Raw genomic sequence first — 14,591 nt, forward strand, 5'->3', positions numbered from 1 at the left:
GAATTAGCTCGCTGCTACCTTTGTTAATGCTTCAATAACACGATCGGCTTGAAACGGTTTAACAATAAAGTCTTTTGCACCGCCCTTAATCGCATCTAATACCATGCCTTGTTGTCCCATTGCAGAACAAATTACAACTTTTGCATTTGCATCAATTTTTATAATTTCTTTTAATGCTTCTAGTCCATCCATTTCTGGCATTGTAATATCTAATGTAACAATATCGGGTTGAAGCTCTTTATATTTTTGAATTGCTTCTACTCCATTTTCTGCTTCACCGATAATTTCAAACTCCGGATTACTTTTTAATAAATTTTTAATCATCGTTCTCATAAACATTGCATCATCTACTACTAAAATTTTATGTGCCATTCTTTTCAATTCTCTCCTTCTATGTATAAATATATCATAATATTTCACCTTATCATTCTCACTCATTATACAAAATAAAACGAGAAAATTTAATATTTTTTTAAAAGAATTTTTGTATTTCTATTATTTTTTAATGAAATGTAAATATATTATTCTTTTATATATATGACAACCCGGCGATTTTTCGCCCAATTTTCTGGTGAATCGTTCGGTACAACTGGTTTTGTATCGGCATATCCAACCGCCGCTAACCTTTTAGCTTCTATATCATATCCTTCAATTAGATGATGAATCATGTTCGCAGCGCGTGCAGAGGATAACTCCCAGTTTGATGGGAATTTTTCATTATGAATTGGTCTACTATCCGTATGTCCTTCTACAACAATTGGATTCGGAACCGACTGAAAGAATCCTGCTAATCTACTAATAATCTCTTTCGCTTCTGGTTTTACGTTTGCATCACCAGTATCAAATATTAAATTATCAACAATAACAATGCTAACCCCTGTATCTTCACGGTACACCTGTACCTCCTGAATTCCATTCTCTGTTACGTAACCTTTTAGCTTCTTATATAAATCATCCATTCTTTTTTTAGACGATACTTTTTCATTATTTTTTTCATGAGAAATATCCGGTATTGTATTTTCCATTACTTGTGCATCCACTTGCCCTGCATCACTAAACTTCTCAAGCATTTTTGATAACTTCGCTGTATCTTGTTTTGACGTCGCAACTAATAATACAAAAAAAGTAAGCAATAACATCGTTAAATCAGTAAAGGTCGTCATCCATCGAGGTGATCCTTTTTGCGGTCGTTTCATCATCATCCCACCCCTAAAAAGTTACGCTGCTCGTTTTTCTTTTTTTATTTTCGTTTCGTATACATACGTATCAAGCTTTAATTTTAATTTAGAAGGGATTTGTCCACGATATAATTCTGAAATTGCCTCCATAATAAATTTCTTTTCAATGTATATATCTTCAATACCACGGTACACTTTTTCAGCAAGCGGAATCATAATCATATTAGCAATAACAGATCCATATAACGTTGTTAACATGGCAACTGCCATTCCCGTTCCAATTTGAGACGTATCCTGTAGATTTTGCAACATAATAATAAGACCAATTAATGTCCCAATCATTCCCCAAGCTGGTGCAAAATCACCAATTTTATCTAACAATGCTGCACCTTTTTTTAATTCGTATACTTCTGTTTCAATATCTTTTGTTAATACCTCTCTTAACTCATCTTCATCGTACCCACTGAGCATTAAGCGAATTCCTTTTTGAATAAAAGCATGACCTACTTCTTCTCCATCAGCTTCCAATGATAACAATCCATGTTTTTTCGATTTTTTGGAAAACTCTACAAACATCTCTGTTAATTGTTCTAAATCTTCGTCTCTTCTATGCAATACAGAAAAAATACTTTTTATATATTTTTTCATTTCACTAAATCTATACGCAACAACTACTGTTGCCATTGTTCCTCCTACAACAATTAAAATAGATGAAACGTCCAAGAAATTTTTAAATCCTTTTATTCCACCTCCACCAAACATAATAGCCGCAATTACAACGGCAAATCCTACTATAATCCCAAATGGGCTAGAAATATCAATTTTTCTTTTTTTCTTTTGTGGCCTAATTAATGGTTGATTTTCATCTCTCATATTTCTGCCCTTCCTTTTTCATTTTTTTATTTTTTCATTTTTTTATTTCGATAATACGTTTTCGCATTCGTTTTTTATTATACTTCCCTTATCTATTTATCGCAATAACCTCATAAAATTGACACATTTATTTTTTATATTAAAATTACAATATACCGATATGAGGAGGATCCATATGGAGAATAATATTTTAAAAGTCATTGCACTCGCAGAAAAATTAAAATATGAAATGAGACATAGCTGGCTTTCAAACGGTCGTCAAGAAAGTGTTGCTGAACATACATGGCGCATGTCGCTTATGGCAATCTTAGTTCAGCCTTATTTGGATAAAGAAGTAAATATGGAAAAATTACTTAAAATGGTCATTATTCATGATCTTGTGGAAGCAGAAGCCGGAGATATTCCCGCTTTTGATACAATGAATAGTCAAGAATTACAATTAAAAAAACAAGAAAATGAACAACAAGCTATGTTAAATATTAAACACACACTAGAAGGTCCTCTTGGTGAAGAATTGTATCATTTATGGATGGAATTTGAAGAAAAAGAAACATATGAAGCAAAAGTTGCAAATGCTTTAGATAAACTGGAAGTAAAGATCCAACATAACGAAGCAGATATTCGCACTTGGCTTCCTATTGAACATAAAATGACATTTCAAGTTGCTAAGCACACAGACTTCGATTCCTTCTTATCAAAATTACAAAAAATAATTGAACGAGAAGGCGAAAAGAAATTAATTGCCGCTGGCATTGATGTTGAGGCTTGTAAACAATAGTTTCCTATCAAGACACTCTAAAGAGTGTCTTTCTTTATTTAGAACTATATTTCATACGATTCTTTCTGTTCATTCATAAATCTATTAATTAATGCATCCAACTCTCTACTAAACAACAACACTTTATTGTGCGCTAATCCATATTGAGCCACAAGTACACTTAGCTCTTGCTTCTGATTTTCTATTTTCTCTTGTAATTGTCTCATCTCCATATCTATAATAAAAACTCCTTTTCCATATTATTACTTTTAAAGTATAATACATCCGCTCATATAAAAAAATAAAAAAACAAGAATTTATTTAAAAATTTATAAATTAAAATTCATAGTTATAGAAACATCCTTTATTGTACTCACTGCTCTTCATTAAATTCTCTAAACGTATGGGAATAAATAGTTGTTTTTTCATTTCATTCAGCCTTATATTGTATCATTCTATTCGTGGCTAATACATTTGCATGAGATAGAACTTTTTCATTATTCTGCGCAAAAATAAAACATCCAGCTGGAAGTTGCGTTTTGAATCAGTCAGAATAAAAAATCCCCATCGATTCAAAAAGTTTTGCTTTATCTCATTCATTTTTTTAAATGGACCTGCTCCTTTTTGGTCAACAAACATAACGTATGAAGTACCCCCCTTGTTATACAAATGCACATTGGGAAAGGAGGAAAAAATCATGGGTTATGAAGCTAGTGGCTTTGGTTTTAGTGGCGGATTTGCTTTACTCGTTGTGCTGTTTATCCTTTTAATTATTATCGGATGCAGCTGCTGGGGCGGCGGATTTGGATATTAAAAGGGCACTCAACTGAGCGCCCTTTTTTCTTATTTCTCCGCTACCCAAAATAGAAATAGGACTAGCACTTATAAAAAGAGCCTATCTCAAAATCTATACTTTTGAGGTAAGCTCTTATCACACTACCTTTTATTTAAACCCCTTTTATTTAAAAATTCCTTCATATGCATTCGTTTTTCGTTTGACATGAATGTGCTCATCGATTCTGTCCATGTTACATTTTTTTGATTGCTAGATCGAGCACTATAATATGCACTCATCGTTTCGTCATATTTTTCTAATAATGATTCATATTTCGCTACATCGTATGTATTTTCATGTAAAATGGCTTCGACTGGCAAGCGCGGTTTTACCTCATGTTCTTGATCTGGCACTCCAATTGTCATCCCAAAGACTGGATATACTTTATCTGGTAAATGAAGCAACTCACTCACTTCTTCTGGGTTATTTCGAATACCCCCAATATAACAAATACCATATCCCAATGATTCTGCAGCAAGCGCTAAGTTTTGAGCAAATAATGATACATCTACTGTAGCAACGATAAAATCTTCTACGCTATCGTGCTTGATCTCTGCTCCATGTTTCTCACAAGCAATTTCTAAACGTTTTAAATCGGCACAACAAACAACGAATGCTCCGCAATGTTGCACATGTCGATTTCCAGATTGCTCTGCTAGCTTTGCTTTTAATGTTTCATCTGTTACATAGAGAACGGAATACGCTTGAACAAAATGAGATGATGCTGCATGCTGAGCTGCCTGTACCATTCGTTCTATTATATTTTTAGGAACCGATTCCTTTTTATATTTTCGTACTGACGTATGACTCTTCATTTTCTGTATCATTTCATTCATCAAAATCGCCCCTCTTCCTAATGAAAAATTAACACTTAAATTGTAGCAAAAACTATTTTTTCCTTCCAAGTAAAGTGACATCATAATAAGGTATTATATTCGATTCAACATCCAATATTTTGTGATTGCAAAATATTCGCGAATATTCGATTTGATGACAATTGGTTTCGGGGTTCTAGCAGAAAGCCCTTCTAAATGTAAGCCCTGTTTCTCAGCAATTTTCTTAGCACGAAACATATGAAAATCATTTGTAACAAGAAGACCCTTTTTTCGATCCGGTGGAATCAGCTCTTTAGAGAACGTAATATTTTCATCTGTATTTGTCGAGCGATCTTCCAGTATCATTCTTTCCTCTGAAATGCCCTGTTTCATAAGTCCACGTTTCATTGCTAATGCTTCTGAAATATGTTCCTTCTTCCCTTGTCCTCCCGATAGAATTGCGATTGTTCGCTCATTCTGTTTTAAATAGTTCGCCGCGGCATCAATTCGATATTGTAACGCATATGATGGTTTACTTCCTTTCACACTCGTTCCAAGCACAATCATATAATCTGCATCATTTTTCACTTCCATATGTCCATGCCTATATATTTCGTACTGCAAGAAGCTTATATAACCAATGATAATGAACATTGTAATCAGGCTATATTTTATACTTTTTTTCTTTGTTAACATTTACGATTAATCTCCTATTTTTCTACTTTTCATTATAGTACCACTATTAATATTTTCATATATAAAATCCCAACAAAATAAATCAACTCTCAAAATGTAATATTTATCATCTATGCAGGGCATAGTAAAGAAAGTGTATACCATTTATCATGCAAATTTGTCTTAAGGGGGATCAACGTTGTTTGTTTTTTTAAGTACAGTAACTTTCTTATATATGTTATTTATTATAGTGATTAAACTATTAGGAAAGTCAGCATTAGCACAGCTCACACCGCATGATTTTGGCGCTATCATCTTTTTATCTTATTTAGCTTTCGGAGCGATTAAAATAGACAACCTATTTCAGGCCATTATGGGCATTATCATTGTTACATTTCTCCATCTTCTCATTACAAAGCTTAGCTTGTTAAACAAACTGAATCCTTTTATTCTTGGACATCCAACACTTCTCATCAAACATGGAAATATTTTATTTAAAAACTTAAAAGAAAGCAGATATCCGATTGCAGAACTACTCTCTAACTTAAGAGTAGCTGGATATCCCAATGTCAGTGATATTGAATATGCGATTTTAGAGGCAAATGGCTCTATTAGTATTTTACCAAAAAGAGAACTCATCCCGCTTACTCCAAAAGATATACATATGGATGTTGCATACGCCGGCTTACCAGTAGCAGTTATTGTTGATGAACAAATTCAATATGACAATTTAAAACTAATCCATAAAAATGTAGATTGGCTAAAAAAAGAATTAAAAGCAAAAGGATTTGATACAATAAAAGGCATCGCATTTGCTTCTGTTCAAGAAATCGATGGTTCTTTTGCCATTAGCCTCAAAAACGAAAAATCCCCTTAATATAGAAAAAAGGGGATTTCTATTATGCTGCATTCTTTTCCTATATCCCCCTCTCCTCCTTTGAAAGCGGGATTCAGTTTCTCCACAATTCATTACACTTCAATAATAATCGGCAGAATCATTGGTTTTCGTTTTGTACTCGTATATATGAATTGACCTAACTTTTCTCTTATTTCCTTTTTCAAAATCGACCATTGGCCCGTATAAGATTGCTGCAGGCGCTGAATCGTTTCTACAACGGAGTGATTAATCTCCTTCAGAAATTCTTCCGAATCACGAACATATATGAAACCACGTGAAATAATGTCTGGTTCTGAAATCATATCTCCGTCTGTTTTGCTCAAAGTAATTACAATAATAAGCATACCATCTTCCGAAAGTTGTTTGCGATCACGCAAAAGAGCATTTCCTACATCACCAATTCCCAGTCCATCTACATATATGTTCCCAGCAGGTATCCTTCTTGATTGATAGGCGACTTGTTTCCTTATATCCACTACATCCCCATTTTTAATGATAAAAATGTTCTCTTTTTGAACCCCAACAGACTCCGCTAACAAACTATGATGGTGTAACATTCTAAATTCACCATGAATTGGAATGAAATATTTCGGTTTCATTAAAGTTAACATTAGTTTTAATTCTTCCTGATATGCATGCCCGGACACATGCATCCCTGTCGAACTTCCCGTACCGTAAATCACATTGGCACCTAATACAAATAAATTATCGATAATACGTGACACGTTACGTTCATTTCCAGGTATAGGCGTTGCCGCAATAATGACCGTATCCTCCGGCAAAATTTCCACTTGACGATAACTTCCACTAGCTAAACGAGCAAGTGCTGCCATCGGTTCCCCTTGGCTGCCTGTACAGAGAATTGCTACTTTCTCTGGATCTAACCTATTGATCTCATCCGCTTCAATTAACATTCCTTCAGGAATCGTTAAATATCCTTGCTCCATTGCGACAGATACTACATTTACCATACTTCTTCCTAGTAACGCCAATTTCCTATTTGTTTTTAAACAAGCTTTCACTACTTGTTGCACACGATTCACATTCGAAGCAAAAGTAGAGAGAATCACTTTTCTTGGCGCTTTCTGAAACGCTTCTTCTATTCGTTCACCTACCAAGCGCTCTGAGGGGCTAAATCCGGCTCGCTCCGCATTTGTACTTTCAGAGAGTAACGCTAGTACTCCTTTCTCCCCAATATTCGCCATTTTATGAATATCCGGATATTGCTCATTTACAGGTGTTAAATCAAATTTAAAGTCCCCTGTATGTACGACTGTTCCTTCATCTGTATGAAATGCAATCCCGAGACAATCAGGAATACTATGATTTGTTTTAAAAAAAGTAAGACGCATTGTCTCCAACTCAATTTCAGATTCAGAGTCAATCATAATCAGTTTTGTTTGATTTTGTAAGTGATGTTCTTTTAATTTCAGTTCGATTAAGCCGAGCGTCAATTTGCTTGCATAAATGGGGATGTTTAATTGTTTTAATATATACGGTATTCCCCCAATATGATCTTCATGTCCATGTGTAACAAAGAGTCCTCGAATCTTTTCTTTATTTTCTTGTAAATATGTAATATCTGGAATAATAAGGTCAATGCCTAATAAGCTTTCATCTGGAAATTTAGAACCACAATCTACTACTACAATCTCATTTTTATATTGAAGGGCATACATATTTTTCCCTATCTCATTCACTCCGCCTAACGCAAAAATTGATAATGTATTTTCTGACATGCTCAAATTCAATATCCTCCCTTTCTACCGATTAAAGGATATCTACATAAGCATAGTATCCTTTTTATAAAACCATTCCATTTAAGGGTTATTATCTGCTATGAAAAGACGTTCCATACATATAAGAACATGAATTTTTTCGTAAAAAGATACTATCACTAAATCATGAAAACTATGAAAATCTTTAAAATTAACATTGATTTTTTTGAAAATGTATTATATATTTGTTACAGGTTCAAATTACAAGTTCAAAAGAACCTGTATTAAGAACCCTTGTTTAATGTGTACATACAATCTTACATTAAGCAAATTCCGAGAAATCGTTATATAAAACAAAAAACGAAAAGGAGAGATGAGATGGAATTTTTCTTTCAAATTGCCTTAATTTTATTAAGTACAAAAATCGCAGGGGATATTAGTGTTAGACTCGGGCAACCGTCTGTGCTTGGAAAATTACTTGTCGGTATTATAATCGGTCCTGCAGTATTAGGATGGGTAAACAACTCAGATTTACTTACACAATTAAGTGAAGTCGGCGTTATCCTTCTTATGTTTATGGCTGGACTGGAAACGGATTTAAAAGAACTGAATGAAAATCGCAATTCTTCTTTTGCAGTTGCTGTCGGCGGGATTGTTCTTCCATTTGTAGGCGGTTATGTAGCTGGTCTTGTAATCGGTATGGATCAAGCACACGCAGTCTTTTTAGGCCTCCTGCTATGTGCGACAAGCGTAAGTATCTCTGTCCAAACACTTAGAGATTTAGGGAAGATGAAAACACGTGAAAGTACAACGATGCTTGGCGCGGCTGTATTTGATGACATTTTAGTTGTCATTTTATTAGCATTTGCAATGAGCTTCTTAGGTGCTGATGATGTAAACTTAACAATGGTTGTCTTGAAGAAAGTTGTCTTCTTTGCCTCTATTATTTTAATTGGTTGGAAAGGCGTTCCAATGATTATGCGCTGGTTATCACCACTGCGCGTCTCAGAATCCATTATTAGCGCAGCTCTTATTATTTGTTTTGCATTTGCGTATTTCGGTGAAATATTAGGAATTGCAGGTATTATCGGTGCATTTGCAGCAGGTATCGCGATTTCTCAAACCGATTATAAACATGAAGTCGAAAAGAAAGTAGAACCAATTGCCTATGCAATGTTCGTTCCTATTTTCTTTGTAAGTATTGGCATGAACATTACATTTGCAGGTATTGGAGATAAGGTGTGGTTTATCTTAGCCTTAACGGTAATTGCTGTTTTAACAAAGCTGATCGGCTGTGGATTTGGGGCACGTATAACAGGATTTGATTTACAGTCCTCTACAATCATTGGATCTGGTATGATTTCACGTGGAGAAGTTGCTCTTATTATCGCCGGGCAAGGATTAACGTCTGGATTATTAGCAAAAGACTACTTTACAGCCATTGTAATCGTCGTTATTTTGACAACAATGATTACACCGCCAATGCTGAAGTACTCTTTCGGTGTGAAAGATAAGCAGTTAAAGCAAAGTGCATAATCTTCATCATAAAACAGCAAGCCAAACAATATGGCTTGCTGTTTCCTATTTTATACAATCCATCGCTGTTTTCAGCGTCCCTACTACAAAAGCAATTTCCTCACTTGAAATAATAAGCGGTGGTGCCAACGTTAACACATTGTTGTAGCCCGCTGTTGTCATCCCATTTCGTCCAATGATTAATCCCTTTTCTTTACAACCATTCACTACGCTTGCTATTTTCTCATCCTCAATCGGTTCTTTCGTCTGTTTATTACGAACTAATTCAATCCCAACAAGCAATCCTTTTCCTCGAATATCTCCGACGAAAGGGTGCTCTTCAAGTTCTTCTTTTAACTGTTCTAACAAGAGAGCTCCCATTTGTGCAGAACGCTCAATTAAATTTTCATTTTCCATAATTTCTAAGTTTTTAAGTGCAAGTGCACAAGCTGCGGGGTTTCCACCAAATGTATTAATATGACGGAAAAACTCATATTCCCCTGTCCCTTTAAATGCTTCATATATTTCTTTTTTTACCGCTGTCGCCGACAATGGTAAATATGCACTTGTTATCCCTTTTGCCATTGTCACAATATCAGGTTTCACACCATAATTCATAAAGCCAAATGCTTTTCCAGTCCGGCCAAAACCACAAATAACTTCATCACTAATCAGTAAAGCTCCATGTTTTTGACAAATTTCATGCACAGCCTTCATATAGGATTGCGGCGGCATTAAAATACCACCACCTGTAATGATTGGCTCCATAATAAACCCAGCGATCGTTCCGCCTAATTCCCATGTCATAACGCGATCGATTTCTTTTACACACTCTACATCATAAATGTCTTGCGATTTTATTTCCGGCATTCGATAACAATCTGGTGGTGTTACATGTAAAAAGCCTGAAGCAAATGGCTCATATTGATATTTACGCTGCGCCTGTCCTGTCGCTGCCATCGTTGCCATCGTATTTCCGTGGTAACCGCGATAACGCGATATAAATTTATAGCGGGATGCTTCCCCTTTTTGGACATAATATTGCCTTGCTATTTTAAATGCTGTTTCGTTTGCTTCCGAACCACTATTAGAGAAGAAAATAACATATTCTCCTCCTAACCATTCATTTAATTTTTCGGCAAGTTTTATTGCAGGCTCATGCGATTGTGACATTGGAAAATAGGATAACCTTTGCAATTGCTCATACGCCGCCTCAGCAAGCTCTTTTCGCCCATATCCGCTATTTACACACCAAAGACCACTCATTCCATCTAAATATCTTTTCCCGTCTATATCTTCTACCCAGCACCCTTCTGCTTTCGCTCCAACCATTATTCCTTTCGGGCTAAATGGTCGCATGCCGTGCCAAACATATTTTTCATCCTTTACGAGTAGTGCATCTGTTTGCTTCATTTTCACCATACATTCCACCTTTCATAACAACTTATTCTTTCTCAAGCTGTACTGGTGCCATGATGAGTTAAAACTTCCTGCTTATCTTCATTCCACATGAACGATACAAATCCTACCCATTCCAGCGTTTAAAATGAAAAAAGAGCTCTCCCAAATCGGAAAGCTCTTTCGTTTAATGACTAGAAACATCACTCACGCCATATCCTGTATTAGATTTAACAAGAATTTCATCAAATTTCGCTTTATCCTCTTTCCTGCTGGAAAAAATTGTTCCTAAGTAAGCCGCCAAAAATCCGAGTGGAATGGAAATAATTCCTGGTGTTGTATAAGGGAATAACGCCTCGCCAATAAAAATTGCTTTCCCGGCTTCTGGGCTCCACACATTTGGACTAAATGCTACTAAAACAATGGCTGAAATTAATCCAACAAGCATTCCACAAATAGCCCCCGTCGTATTAAAACGCTTCCAATAAATTGTATATAAAATAACGGGTAAATTCGCACTTGCAGCAACTGCAAATGCTAAGGAAACTAAGAACGCAACATTGAGCGTTTGAGCAAATAGCGCCAAAATAATCGACAATATAGCTACGCCAAGTGATGCATAGCGCGCCATCGATACTTGTTCTTTCTCGGTCGCTTTCCCCTTGCGAATAATTTCATTATAAAAATCGTGAGCAAAAGCTGAAGCAGCTGTTAAAACAAGTCCCGCTACAACGGCTAAAATCGTTGCAAATGCAATAGCAGAAACAAAGGCAAATAAGAAATCTCCTCCCAGCGCTTTGGCTAATAGCGGCGCTGCCATATTCCCTGCTGGGTTCGCCTTCACAATCGCTGCATTTCCAACAAATGCAGCTGCACCAAAGCCGAGAAAAATCGTCATAATATAAAATGCACCGATTAACCATGTTGCGCATACAACAGATTGACGTGCTGTTTTTGCATCGCGAACCGTAAAAAAGCGCACAAGAATATGAGGTAAGCCTGCTGTTCCAAGAACAAGTCCTAAATTTAAAGAAAGTGTATCCAGTCCATCTTTATATTTCACTCCTGGATGTAAGAATGCTTCTTTCAGCGGTGTTGCTGTTTTCATCTGGGTGAACATGTCCGTTATACTAAAATGAAATTTGGCAAATACAATGACTGAAATAATAAATGTACCTGCCATAAGTAATACCGCTTTTACAATTTGTACCCAGCTCGTTGCCGTCATGCCCCCAAAAATAACATATACCGTCATTAATGTACCAACGATTAAAACTGACGTTGTATATTCAATCCCTAACAATAATTTAATAAGTGCACCCGCTCCTACCAATTGAGCAATCATATAAAAAATGGAGATGGTCATTGTATTTAACGCCGCAATGCCTCGCACTTTTTTCGCATTAAAACGTGCTGCAATCATATCCGCTAGTGTATATTTCCCTAAATTCCGCAAGGGCTCAGCTACTAAATATAACACGACTAAATAAGCAACTAGAAAACCAATGCTGTAAAAAAAACCATCAAATCCCGTTAACGCAATCGCTCCTGCAATTCCAAGAAACGAGGCAGCTGACATATAATCACCAGCAATAGCCAGTCCATTTTGCCAACCCGTTAATCCTCCGCCAGCTGTATAAAACTCGCTCGCATTTTTCGTTTTTTTCGAGGCAAAATACGTGATCACTAGCGTACCAAGCACAATTATTAAAAACAGTATAAATGCCGTCGTATTCACTTTTATCCCCTCCCTTTTTTCACATCGTGGAGAATCCTCTGAGCAATTTCATCAAATGATTCAGCTTTTTTGCTATAAATCATACAAAGCGCCCACGTCATAACAAATTGAGCAAAAGCGAAAATCCACGCCCATGTCACATCACCAAACACTTTTGTATGTAACACTTTTGAATACGATGTTAAAATCGGTAAGGCAATGAAAAAACTAAAGAAAAAGATGCTCATCGGAATAATAAATCTCTTCTTCTTTTCTAACAATGCTTGAAATTCAGTTGATTGCACAATTTCTGTATAATTGATCTCTCTTTGCAACTGACGCGCCGAACTATCCTCTCGTTTCATTTCCCATTCTCCTCTCCATTTCAAAGGTCTAAATTTTATAAATATTCAGAAACTTATATTTATTTTAGACAATCTCTCCTTTGCTGCAAAGGTTTTTCAGTAGACATTTCCTGTCATATTACTACAATTTTCTACTATATTTTTTCGCAATAAAATCTAAACATCATTACACTATCATGTCGTAAAAAGAATCCCTTAACAACTCGTTTCATCCCCCTCTTTCAGAAAAAAGCAGCCGTAACGACTACCGTTACGACTGCTTTTTTATCTATCGTATTCACATGATATTACAAATTTGCTTGCCGATTTATTGTAGACAAAAAGTTCTTTGGATCAAATATATTTTGCTTCGGAATAATATGTTCAACCGCAAAAACCGTTACTTCCCCTCTCTGCACTTCACCAATAATCAGTCCAAACTCATCATGATTTACTGCAAACGTTGGTTGCTTTGTTTGTAATAGTCTTTCTACCGTTTGAAGTACAGCTTCATATAACGAATTTCTGTCGGTCACTTCTTTTCGAATTTTTGGACCTAGTGTAATAATGATTTCTTTTCCATGAATAATGGTTCGATACATAACAATCTCCCCTTCAATCTTGTATGAACAACATCAGTTCAGCTTCCTCTCACATATCCCTTCAAATAAGACTGAAGGAGTATATATTGTAAGGAAAAATCCGCTATGAAAAAACACCGAAGCCTTCTTAATGAATATATTCTATATTCTGCTGCAAAATTCCTTGTTTTACACTAAAAACGTTTGAAAAATACTCTCATACTATACAGAAGTAGTTGTGCGCATGAAGAAAAATAGCAGTATGTATTTCCCATTAAAACTGGGATTCCAAAATAATAAAGAAAAGTTGGATTCAATGCAGTTTTTTATATTTTGTTCCATTCAAAATATAAGAAATTTGAGCAAAAAATTATTTAAAAATACAAAAATTTAAAACCGCTTACTTGACTAAATTCTACCATTTCGTGTATATTTAAATTAATCATTTAGCAGAATATTCGAGAATATAGCATTTCTAGTTTTGTGAATGTGCAATATTTAAAATGAATATGACTAAATGAAAAAGTAATTGTTTTTAGGAGGAATTGTAACATGCAAGGAAAAGTAAAATGGTTTAACAACGAAAAAGGGTTTGGTTTCATCGAAATCGAAGGTGCTGACGATGTATTCGTACACTTCACAGCAATCCAAGGCGAAGGCTACAAATCTTTAGAAGAAGGTCAAGAAGTTTCTTTCGACATCGTTGAAGGTAACCGCGGACCTCAAGCAGCTAACGTAGTAAAACTTTAATCTAACGTATAATAGGGGGTTACCAATGAGGTAGCCTCCTTTCTTATTCCTTTGTATATTTCCCTTTTGCAGAGCAAAAACTATGTGAAATGTGAAACTACAAAGGAGGTAATCAGGATGGGCTCACATGTAAATGATTTTGAAGAAGTAAAATTCCGCGTAGAAACTGCACAAAAACTAGTAGGTTCTGCAACGATTACAATGGACCCGGAATCCTTGGAGCATGCGACAAATGCAGTTGAGTCGGCACGCTCCCAACTTGAAATTATGAAATCCGTTGCAACGGATTTAGATGAACCTTTTTTACGAAATGAAGAAAAAAAATTAGACCAATGCGAACATCAATTACAAGAAGCTAAGCATTGATCTTCCCTCTAACTGAATTCTATATATGAGAGGAAGAAATGAGACGATAAAAAACATCCAGAGGAACCTCTGGATGTTTTTTCAGAGTGTTGAAAAACAACGCTGTCAATACGATTTTTAAAAAAACCTTTAAAAATGTCTCCTTTTCTAGAATAATAAAAAGAAAGGAGG

General features: G+C 35.5%; 17 protein-coding genes. 6 read left to right on the forward strand and 11 right to left on the reverse strand.

The window, feature by feature from the left end; genetic code table 11:
* Positions 1–3: 3 nt before the first annotated feature.
* From MR056_RS13550 to MR056_RS13560, 3 genes are all read right to left on the reverse strand, one after another.
* The gene (locus MR056_RS13550) at positions 4–372 is read right to left on the reverse strand and encodes a response regulator (protein ID WP_048722652.1); all 369 of its coding nucleotides are present in this window, start codon (positions 370–372) and stop codon (positions 4–6) included.
* 149 nt (positions 373–521) lie between these two features.
* Entirely contained in the window at positions 522–1,199 is a 678-nt protein-coding gene (locus MR056_RS13555; protein ID WP_048722650.1) for an OmpA family protein, read from the reverse strand.
* Positions 1,200–1,217: 18 nt separating this feature from the next.
* Complete coding sequence (locus MR056_RS13560; RefSeq protein WP_048722648.1) at positions 1,218–2,051, reverse strand: MotA/TolQ/ExbB proton channel family protein; 834 nt, start codon at positions 2,049–2,051, stop codon at positions 1,218–1,220.
* 175 nt (positions 2,052–2,226) lie between these two features.
* Between MR056_RS13560 and MR056_RS13565 the strand changes: the two genes are divergently transcribed.
* Positions 2,227–2,829 (forward strand): HD domain-containing protein, encoded by a 603-nt coding sequence (locus MR056_RS13565; protein ID WP_048722646.1) that lies wholly within the window; start codon positions 2,227–2,229, stop codon positions 2,827–2,829.
* Positions 2,830–2,873: 44 nt separating this feature from the next.
* On the opposite strand, the gene MR056_RS13570 is transcribed toward MR056_RS13565, so the two are convergent.
* On the reverse strand, positions 2,874–3,041 hold the full coding sequence (locus MR056_RS13570) for an aspartyl-phosphate phosphatase Spo0E family protein (protein ID WP_012093830.1): 168 nt from the start codon (positions 3,039–3,041) through the stop codon (positions 2,874–2,876).
* 464 nt (positions 3,042–3,505) lie between these two features.
* Between MR056_RS13570 and MR056_RS13575 the strand changes: the two genes are divergently transcribed.
* Positions 3,506–3,622 (forward strand): YjcZ family sporulation protein, encoded by a 117-nt coding sequence (locus MR056_RS13575; RefSeq protein ID WP_081428358.1) that lies wholly within the window; start codon positions 3,506–3,508, stop codon positions 3,620–3,622.
* A 122-nt stretch (positions 3,623–3,744) separates the two neighbouring features.
* Here the strand turns inward: MR056_RS13575 and nfsA are convergent, their stop codons facing one another.
* Positions 3,745–4,479, reverse strand: a complete 735-nt coding sequence (nfsA, locus tag MR056_RS13580) for an oxygen-insensitive NADPH nitroreductase (RefSeq protein ID WP_048722644.1) — start codon at positions 4,477–4,479, stop codon at positions 3,745–3,747.
* Between the two features lie 93 nt (positions 4,480–4,572).
* Positions 4,573–5,154 (reverse strand): YdcF family protein, encoded by a 582-nt coding sequence (locus MR056_RS13585; RefSeq protein ID WP_012093827.1) that lies wholly within the window; start codon positions 5,152–5,154, stop codon positions 4,573–4,575.
* Between the two features lie 178 nt (positions 5,155–5,332).
* On the opposite strand from MR056_RS13585, the gene MR056_RS13590 reads away from it, so the two are divergent.
* On the forward strand, positions 5,333–6,010 hold the full coding sequence (locus tag MR056_RS13590; protein ID WP_210351538.1) for a DUF421 domain-containing protein: 678 nt from the start codon (positions 5,333–5,335) through the stop codon (positions 6,008–6,010).
* A 92-nt stretch (positions 6,011–6,102) separates the two neighbouring features.
* On the opposite strand, the gene MR056_RS13595 is transcribed toward MR056_RS13590, so the two are convergent.
* Positions 6,103–7,770, reverse strand: coding sequence for a ribonuclease J (locus MR056_RS13595; RefSeq protein ID WP_048723070.1), 1,668 nt, complete (start codon positions 7,768–7,770; stop codon positions 6,103–6,105).
* A gap of 357 nt (positions 7,771–8,127) precedes the next feature.
* On the opposite strand from MR056_RS13595, the gene MR056_RS13600 reads away from it, so the two are divergent.
* Positions 8,128–9,285, forward strand: a complete 1,158-nt coding sequence (locus MR056_RS13600) for a cation:proton antiporter (protein ID WP_012093824.1) — start codon at positions 8,128–8,130, stop codon at positions 9,283–9,285.
* Between the two features lie 45 nt (positions 9,286–9,330).
* Here MR056_RS13600 and MR056_RS13605 read toward each other — a convergent pair whose 3' ends face one another.
* The 4 genes from MR056_RS13605 to MR056_RS13620 all read right to left on the reverse strand — a co-directional run bounded on the left by MR056_RS13605 (position 9,331) and on the right by MR056_RS13620 (position 13,325).
* Positions 9,331–10,686: an aspartate aminotransferase family protein gene (locus MR056_RS13605; RefSeq protein WP_048722640.1), complete on the reverse strand. Its 1,356-nt coding sequence runs from the start codon at positions 10,684–10,686 to the stop codon at positions 9,331–9,333.
* Between the two features lie 163 nt (positions 10,687–10,849).
* A complete protein-coding gene (locus tag MR056_RS13610; protein WP_048722637.1) occupies positions 10,850–12,400 on the reverse strand; it encodes a solute symporter family protein in 1,551 nt (516 codons plus the stop codon).
* Between the two features lie 2 nt (positions 12,401–12,402).
* Entirely contained in the window at positions 12,403–12,744 is a 342-nt protein-coding gene (locus tag MR056_RS13615; RefSeq protein WP_012093821.1) for a DUF485 domain-containing protein, read from the reverse strand.
* Positions 12,745–13,031: 287 nt separating this feature from the next.
* Positions 13,032–13,325, reverse strand: a complete 294-nt coding sequence (locus tag MR056_RS13620) for a hypothetical protein (RefSeq protein WP_012093820.1) — start codon at positions 13,323–13,325, stop codon at positions 13,032–13,034.
* Positions 13,326–13,856: 531 nt separating this feature from the next.
* Here MR056_RS13620 and cspD point away from each other — a divergent pair.
* Together cspD and MR056_RS13630 are read left to right on the forward strand one after the other, a co-directional pair.
* Entirely contained in the window at positions 13,857–14,054 is a 198-nt protein-coding gene (gene cspD / locus MR056_RS13625) for a cold-shock protein CspD (RefSeq protein WP_012093819.1), read from the forward strand.
* Positions 14,055–14,171: 117 nt separating this feature from the next.
* Entirely contained in the window at positions 14,172–14,420 is a 249-nt protein-coding gene (locus MR056_RS13630; RefSeq protein ID WP_048722634.1) for a DUF2564 family protein, read from the forward strand.
* The last annotated feature ends 171 nt before the right edge of the window (positions 14,421–14,591 follow it).

Source organism: Bacillus cereus group sp. BfR-BA-01360, from assembly GCF_022663595.1.
Classification (GTDB): Bacteria; Bacillota; Bacilli; order Bacillales; family Bacillaceae_G; genus Bacillus_A; species Bacillus_A cytotoxicus.

Excerpts from the sequence above, each read along its gene's own strand:
- MR056_RS13615 (WP_012093821.1), bottom strand. The coding sequence starts at position 12,744 with ATGAAACGAGAGGATAGTTCGGCGCGTCAGTTGCAAAGAGAGATCAAT.
- MR056_RS13565 (WP_048722646.1), top strand. The coding sequence starts at position 2,227 with ATGGAGAATAATATTTTAAAAGTCATTGCACTCGCAGAAAAATTAAAA.
- MR056_RS13575 (WP_081428358.1), top strand. The coding sequence starts at position 3,506 with ATGGGTTATGAAGCTAGTGGCTTTGGTTTTAGTGGCGGATTTGCTTTA.
- MR056_RS13585 (WP_012093827.1), bottom strand. The coding sequence starts at position 5,154 with ATGTTAACAAAGAAAAAAAGTATAAAATATAGCCTGATTACAATGTTC.
- MR056_RS13600 (WP_012093824.1), top strand. The coding sequence starts at position 8,128 with ATGGAATTTTTCTTTCAAATTGCCTTAATTTTATTAAGTACAAAAATC.
- MR056_RS13620 (WP_012093820.1), bottom strand. The coding sequence starts at position 13,325 with ATGTATCGAACCATTATTCATGGAAAAGAAATCATTATTACACTAGGT.
- MR056_RS13595 (WP_048723070.1), bottom strand. The coding sequence starts at position 7,770 with ATGTCAGAAAATACATTATCAATTTTTGCGTTAGGCGGAGTGAATGAG.
- cspD (WP_012093819.1), top strand. The coding sequence starts at position 13,857 with ATGCAAGGAAAAGTAAAATGGTTTAACAACGAAAAAGGGTTTGGTTTC.
- MR056_RS13550 (WP_048722652.1), bottom strand. The coding sequence starts at position 372 with ATGGCACATAAAATTTTAGTAGTAGATGATGCAATGTTTATGAGAACG.
- MR056_RS13555 (WP_048722650.1), bottom strand. The coding sequence starts at position 1,199 with ATGATGAAACGACCGCAAAAAGGATCACCTCGATGGATGACGACCTTT.
- MR056_RS13605 (WP_048722640.1), bottom strand. The coding sequence starts at position 10,686 with ATGGTGAAAATGAAGCAAACAGATGCACTACTCGTAAAGGATGAAAAA.
- MR056_RS13630 (WP_048722634.1), top strand. The coding sequence starts at position 14,172 with ATGGGCTCACATGTAAATGATTTTGAAGAAGTAAAATTCCGCGTAGAA.
- MR056_RS13560 (WP_048722648.1), bottom strand. The coding sequence starts at position 2,051 with ATGAGAGATGAAAATCAACCATTAATTAGGCCACAAAAGAAAAAAAGA.
- nfsA (WP_048722644.1), bottom strand. The coding sequence starts at position 4,479 with ATGAATGAAATGATACAGAAAATGAAGAGTCATACGTCAGTACGAAAA.
- MR056_RS13570 (WP_012093830.1), bottom strand. The coding sequence starts at position 3,041 with ATGGAGATGAGACAATTACAAGAGAAAATAGAAAATCAGAAGCAAGAG.